Here is a 4,328-nt window from a genome sequence, read left to right as displayed (position 1 = left end):
GGCTCGTCGTGCGCGAAGCGAACGCCCCCGGCGGTGTTTCCCACAGGAGGTTGTCGTCGTCGGCTGTCACATCCACCGGCACGTCATGCGACTCCCCATCCGAGGTACGTACGGTCGCGATGCCCTTGTATTCATTCCCCGACTTGTGAACCAACCTCACCTTTGTGACTTTCAAACTGGGCAGATCGGGGTCGTCGTCGAGATCCTCCTGCATCGAAGACTGAACTGCTTCGGCGACAGCCTCGGCGGGTTGCGGCGCTGACGTGGTGGGGGCTGGCGGTGGTGCTGGTGACCCCGTAATCGTCGGCGGGGCGGGCGCGGTCTCCTGTCGCGGCCACAACACCACACCCAACGTCACAGCCGAAGCGACACCAGCGGCACCGACGGCCAGGGCTGCGGGCACCACCCAATTTCGGTTGGCCTTGGCCGGTGCTGGTTCAGGCTCGACGGGGGACGTCGGGAAGTCCTCCGCGGGCCGCCAGTGCGCACCCTCAATTGGCGGATACCACCCCGGATCCGACATGTTGACCCCCTGGAAAGTACCTGTGAGGAAACGGTACGCCGCTTCCGGTGGGGCTGCGTTCCGAACAAAGCGGCGCGAGTACCGGCGGATTGAAAGCGGCTGTTGAACGCGATTGCCTTCACAAGTGATGTCAAAACGTGGGGGTTTGGCAACAGCGGCGAAGCCGTTGGCAGCGCTCTGGCCGCCTGCAGCTGGTGTTGGCTGTTCTTCTGGCTGATCTGCGCCGTAGTCGCGGGTTCGATCGCCGAAGTGCGCTGGCGCAGCGGCTTCGGTGTCGCTGCAGCGACGTTCATCTCCCACGTGGGGAGATGGACCGGCTGTAGTTGGAGATCCCATCGATGCGGTCAGCGGCTCTTTCAGTGTCGCTAGGCAGTCAGCTGCACCGACGGGGTTGCTTGCTCGACCCGGATGATGGCGTCCCCAGGGAAATGCTCGCGATGAGTCTCGGCTGCGTCGGCGGGATCTCCGGCGATTACGACGCGTAAAGTGTGGATTTCGCAGGCGTGGCTGATAACGGTGTAGTGATCGTGTACCGGATTGGCGTCTGTCATCTGATGTTTCCTTTCTAAGTGTGATGCAGTGACGACTACGTCATGAAGTTACTGATAATCCGAGCCTGGACGCGTCGGCTGATCGGCCCATCATGTGGAGGAGAGAAGTTCAACCGATTGGGGGGTATGGGCTCTAACATTCGCTGTCAGGTCCGAGGTCAGTAGAAAGACGCTGCCACGGTTTCGGTGACCGCCTTCAGAGGTCGTGATTTTTGGTTCCCCATGAGTCAGCGCCCGGACGATGAATGCTCTTGACGCCGTCAGGGGTCGAAAACGAATCCGCAGCTCGCGCGTGGACATAAGCTTTGCGCGTCCAACACCGAGGAACTGCCCTGATCGCGATCTCTCCCAGACGTTTCCATTTCGAGATCGCACGACCGCCAGGTCGAGCTTGGCACTTACCGCGTCGACAACTTCGGCGCACAAAGGAGGCTGGAGCGTTGTCGACCAAGCTGAGGGCCCAGCTGTGACCCCAGAACTAGGGCGTCTCCACGGAAAGTCCGCCGTGATCACTGGGGCGGCGTTCGGGATCGGCCGGGCGACGGCCGTGCGCTTCGCGCGCGAAGGAGCCCGGTTAGTCATTACCGACATACAAAGCGAGCCGCTGCTCGCGCTGGCCGACGAACTGCGGCAGTCCGGGGCGGAAGTCGAGATAGTTGTCGGCGACGTCTCGGTCGAAGGCGATGCGCAGCGGATGATCACAGCGGCGACCGACCGCTACGGACGGCTCGACGTGCTGGTAGCGAACGCCGGGATCATCCCGCTCGGCGATGCGCTTGAGGTCTCCGCCGCCAACTGGGACGAGGTGATGGCCATCGACGGCCGCGGAATGTTCCTGACTTGCAAGTTCGCGATCGAGGCGATGTTGCCCACCGGGGGCGGCGCCATCGTCTGCCTCTCCTCGATCTCCGGACTGGCAGGCCAGAAGCGACAGGCCGCCTACGGGCCCGCCAAGTTCATCGCTACCGGCATGACCAAGCACCTGGCCGTCGAGTGGGCCGACCGCGGCATCAGGGTCAATGCCGTTGCCCCAGGGACGATTCGAACCGAGCGAGTCAAGCAGCTTCCCGATGAGCCGGGTGGGTCGGAGTATCTGGCGGCGATCGAGCGCATGCACCCGATCGGCCGTCTCGGTGAACCGGCCGAAGTCGCCAGCGCCATCGCCTTTCTCGCGTCCGACGACGCCTCGTTCATCACCGGAGCAGTGTTGCCCGTCGATGGCGGATACCTAGCGCAATAGTGCTCGAACTCCAACAATGTCGTGAAATGCCGCTGGCTACAGGAGATTATCCCCGCTCGAGCGAAGGAGCTCCGAGGATGCGAGTGACACGAACCGGCTCTGGTGGCCCTCCGTTGGTCTTCGTGCACGGGCTTGCTTGCGACGGCACGGACTGGCAGGCCCAGGTCGACTGGTTCAAGACAAGGACCACCGTCGTCGTATGCGACTTGCCCGGGCACGGCTCCAGCACGGCCGCACTAGAGGACTGCACGGTCGAGGCATACGGCGCCGCGGTGGCCCGAGCCATGACGGAGTTGTCGCTGCCGCCGGCGATCGTGGTAGGCCACAGCATGGGATGTCGCGTCGCTCTCCAGGCGTGCCGGGTAGCGCCCGACGCCGTGTCCGGCCTCGTACTCGTCGACGGCAGCCGAATCGGCGATGGTGATCCCGCCATAGCCGAGCAGGCCATGGCCGACGAACTCGCGGGCGACGGCTATGGGCGATTCATACAGCGGTTCTTCGAATCGATGTTCTTCGCGTCGAGCGACCCCGATCTGGCGAAGCGGATCATTGACCGAGGCGTTGGTTTTCCCGCGCCAATTGGAAGAAAGCTGCTGACGAGTCTGGTCGGTTGGGATGCCGGCGAGGTCGAGAGCGCACTCGACTCTGTCCGCGTCCCGCTGCTGGCGATTCAATGCACGACCCTCGATGCGGCACGCGAACGTGTGTCGCTCGGATCGGGACAGAGTGCACCCTGGATCGACCTGGTGCTTGCTCAGGTGCCACAAGCCACCGCCGCGATGTTGCCCGGCTCTGGCCACTTCCCGCAGATCGAACAAGCCGCGGAGGTCACCGCGCTGATTGCCGACTTCTGCGACGCCATTCAGCGTCATCAATGACGCCGGGGGTTCGGGTATCTCGCCTGGAATGTCGTTGCTCCGGGCAGCACCACGCCGACCGTGGCGGAATTCGACGTCGCGCTCATCGCCGGGGACCGCATCACCGACCTGTTCACCGTGATCACCGGGGCACCGCAATGATCGATCGTCCCGCCGTGCAGCGATAGCCTTCTGACATGTCAAAGTCATTCGACTGCACCGTCGAATCCGCGGTCAGCGTCCAACAGATCCAGGCCGCGTTCTCCGAGCGCGGATACTGGCTGGCGCGGTTAGAGCCGCACAACGGCACCGCGGAGTTGCGCTCATTCGACGTCGACGCGCAGGGGGAAGTGCGGGTTACGGTTGCCCAAGACCTGCGAAACACCGTGCTGCCGGGGCTTTTTGGCAAGCTTTACCCCGGCGGTGTAGAACTGGTGCAAAGCGAGACGTGGACCGTCGACTGTGGGGACAAGGTGCGGGGGCTGATCCACGTCCAGGCCCACGGAGCGCCTGGCTCCGGCCGCGGCACCATCGAGATGACGCCGACGCGTGACGGTAAGCGCCTCGAGTGCAGCGGCATCGTCAAAGTCAAGATCCCGATCGTCGGCGGCAAGATCGAAAGCTACTTCGGTCGCCAGATGATGGATCAGATCCCCGAGATTCTTCGCTTCATCGCCCAGTGGACCCGTGAGCGCGCCTGACCCTACGCCGGGAGCCGACGAGCTACCGCCGCTGTCCGCAAAGAGAAGATTTCTCCGAAATCCCTGCTCGGCCGGGATCGATCGTGGTTCACTGACCTCCACGCAAATTCTTGACGGGCGTCAGGGGGTATCGGTGGCTGATCAAAGCGTCGACGATCGGGAGCAAGGCCACGACTCGGAGTTGGCCGTGGACGTCCGTGTCCGCGTGAACCCCGACACGGACGCCGAGGCACGTGGCGTCATCGTCGAAGACTTCGGTGAGATGACCGCCGTGGCCGTCGATATCGGCTCCAACCACATCGCGGATCCCGCCCGCCGCTGGGCAGTGATGCTCGACGAGGGCACGCTGCTGTTCGCTGACTCCGAACAACTCACACCCGAGTAGCTCCGGGAAGCCAATAGCCCGGCCCGTCCTCAAGCAGGGGGCGGAGGCGGTGGCCTGTCTCTTATACACGA

General features: G+C 63.7%; 5 protein-coding genes and 1 pseudogene. 4 read left to right on the top strand and 2 right to left on the bottom strand.

Annotated features, from left to right (window positions below):
• Positions 1-823: pseudogene (locus CEX87_RS27175) on the bottom strand (hypothetical protein); the annotation flags it as partial.
• Between the two features lie 65 nt (positions 824-888).
• Entirely contained in the window at positions 889-1,074 is a 186-nt protein-coding gene (locus CEX87_RS27170; protein ID WP_064417181.1) for a hypothetical protein, read from the bottom strand.
• Between the two features lie 466 nt (positions 1,075-1,540).
• Between CEX87_RS27170 and CEX87_RS26775 the strand changes: the two genes are divergently transcribed.
• From CEX87_RS26775 to CEX87_RS26760, 4 genes are all read left to right on the top strand, one after another.
• Complete coding sequence (locus CEX87_RS26775; RefSeq protein ID WP_094289856.1) at positions 1,541-2,314, top strand: SDR family NAD(P)-dependent oxidoreductase; 774 nt, start codon at positions 1,541-1,543, stop codon at positions 2,312-2,314.
• 77 nt (positions 2,315-2,391) lie between these two features.
• Positions 2,392-3,192, top strand: a complete 801-nt coding sequence (locus CEX87_RS26770) for an alpha/beta fold hydrolase (RefSeq protein WP_094289854.1) — start codon at positions 2,392-2,394, stop codon at positions 3,190-3,192.
• 176 nt (positions 3,193-3,368) lie between these two features.
• Positions 3,369-3,872 carry a DUF2505 domain-containing protein gene (locus CEX87_RS26765; protein ID WP_094289852.1) on the top strand — a complete coding sequence of 168 codons (504 nt, stop codon included), beginning with the start codon at positions 3,369-3,371 and terminating at the stop codon, positions 3,870-3,872.
• 133 nt (positions 3,873-4,005) lie between these two features.
• Positions 4,006-4,257 carry a hypothetical protein gene (locus CEX87_RS26760; protein ID WP_064394422.1) on the top strand — a complete coding sequence of 84 codons (252 nt, stop codon included), beginning with the start codon at positions 4,006-4,008 and terminating at the stop codon, positions 4,255-4,257.
• The last annotated feature ends 71 nt before the right edge of the window (positions 4,258-4,328 follow it).

Source organism: Mycobacterium lehmannii, assembly GCF_002245535.1.
Lineage (GTDB): Bacteria > Actinomycetota > Actinomycetes > Mycobacteriales > Mycobacteriaceae > Mycobacterium > Mycobacterium lehmannii.
Note: the sequence above shows the minus strand (reverse complement) of the source record. Positions and strands in the feature narration are given on the sequence as shown.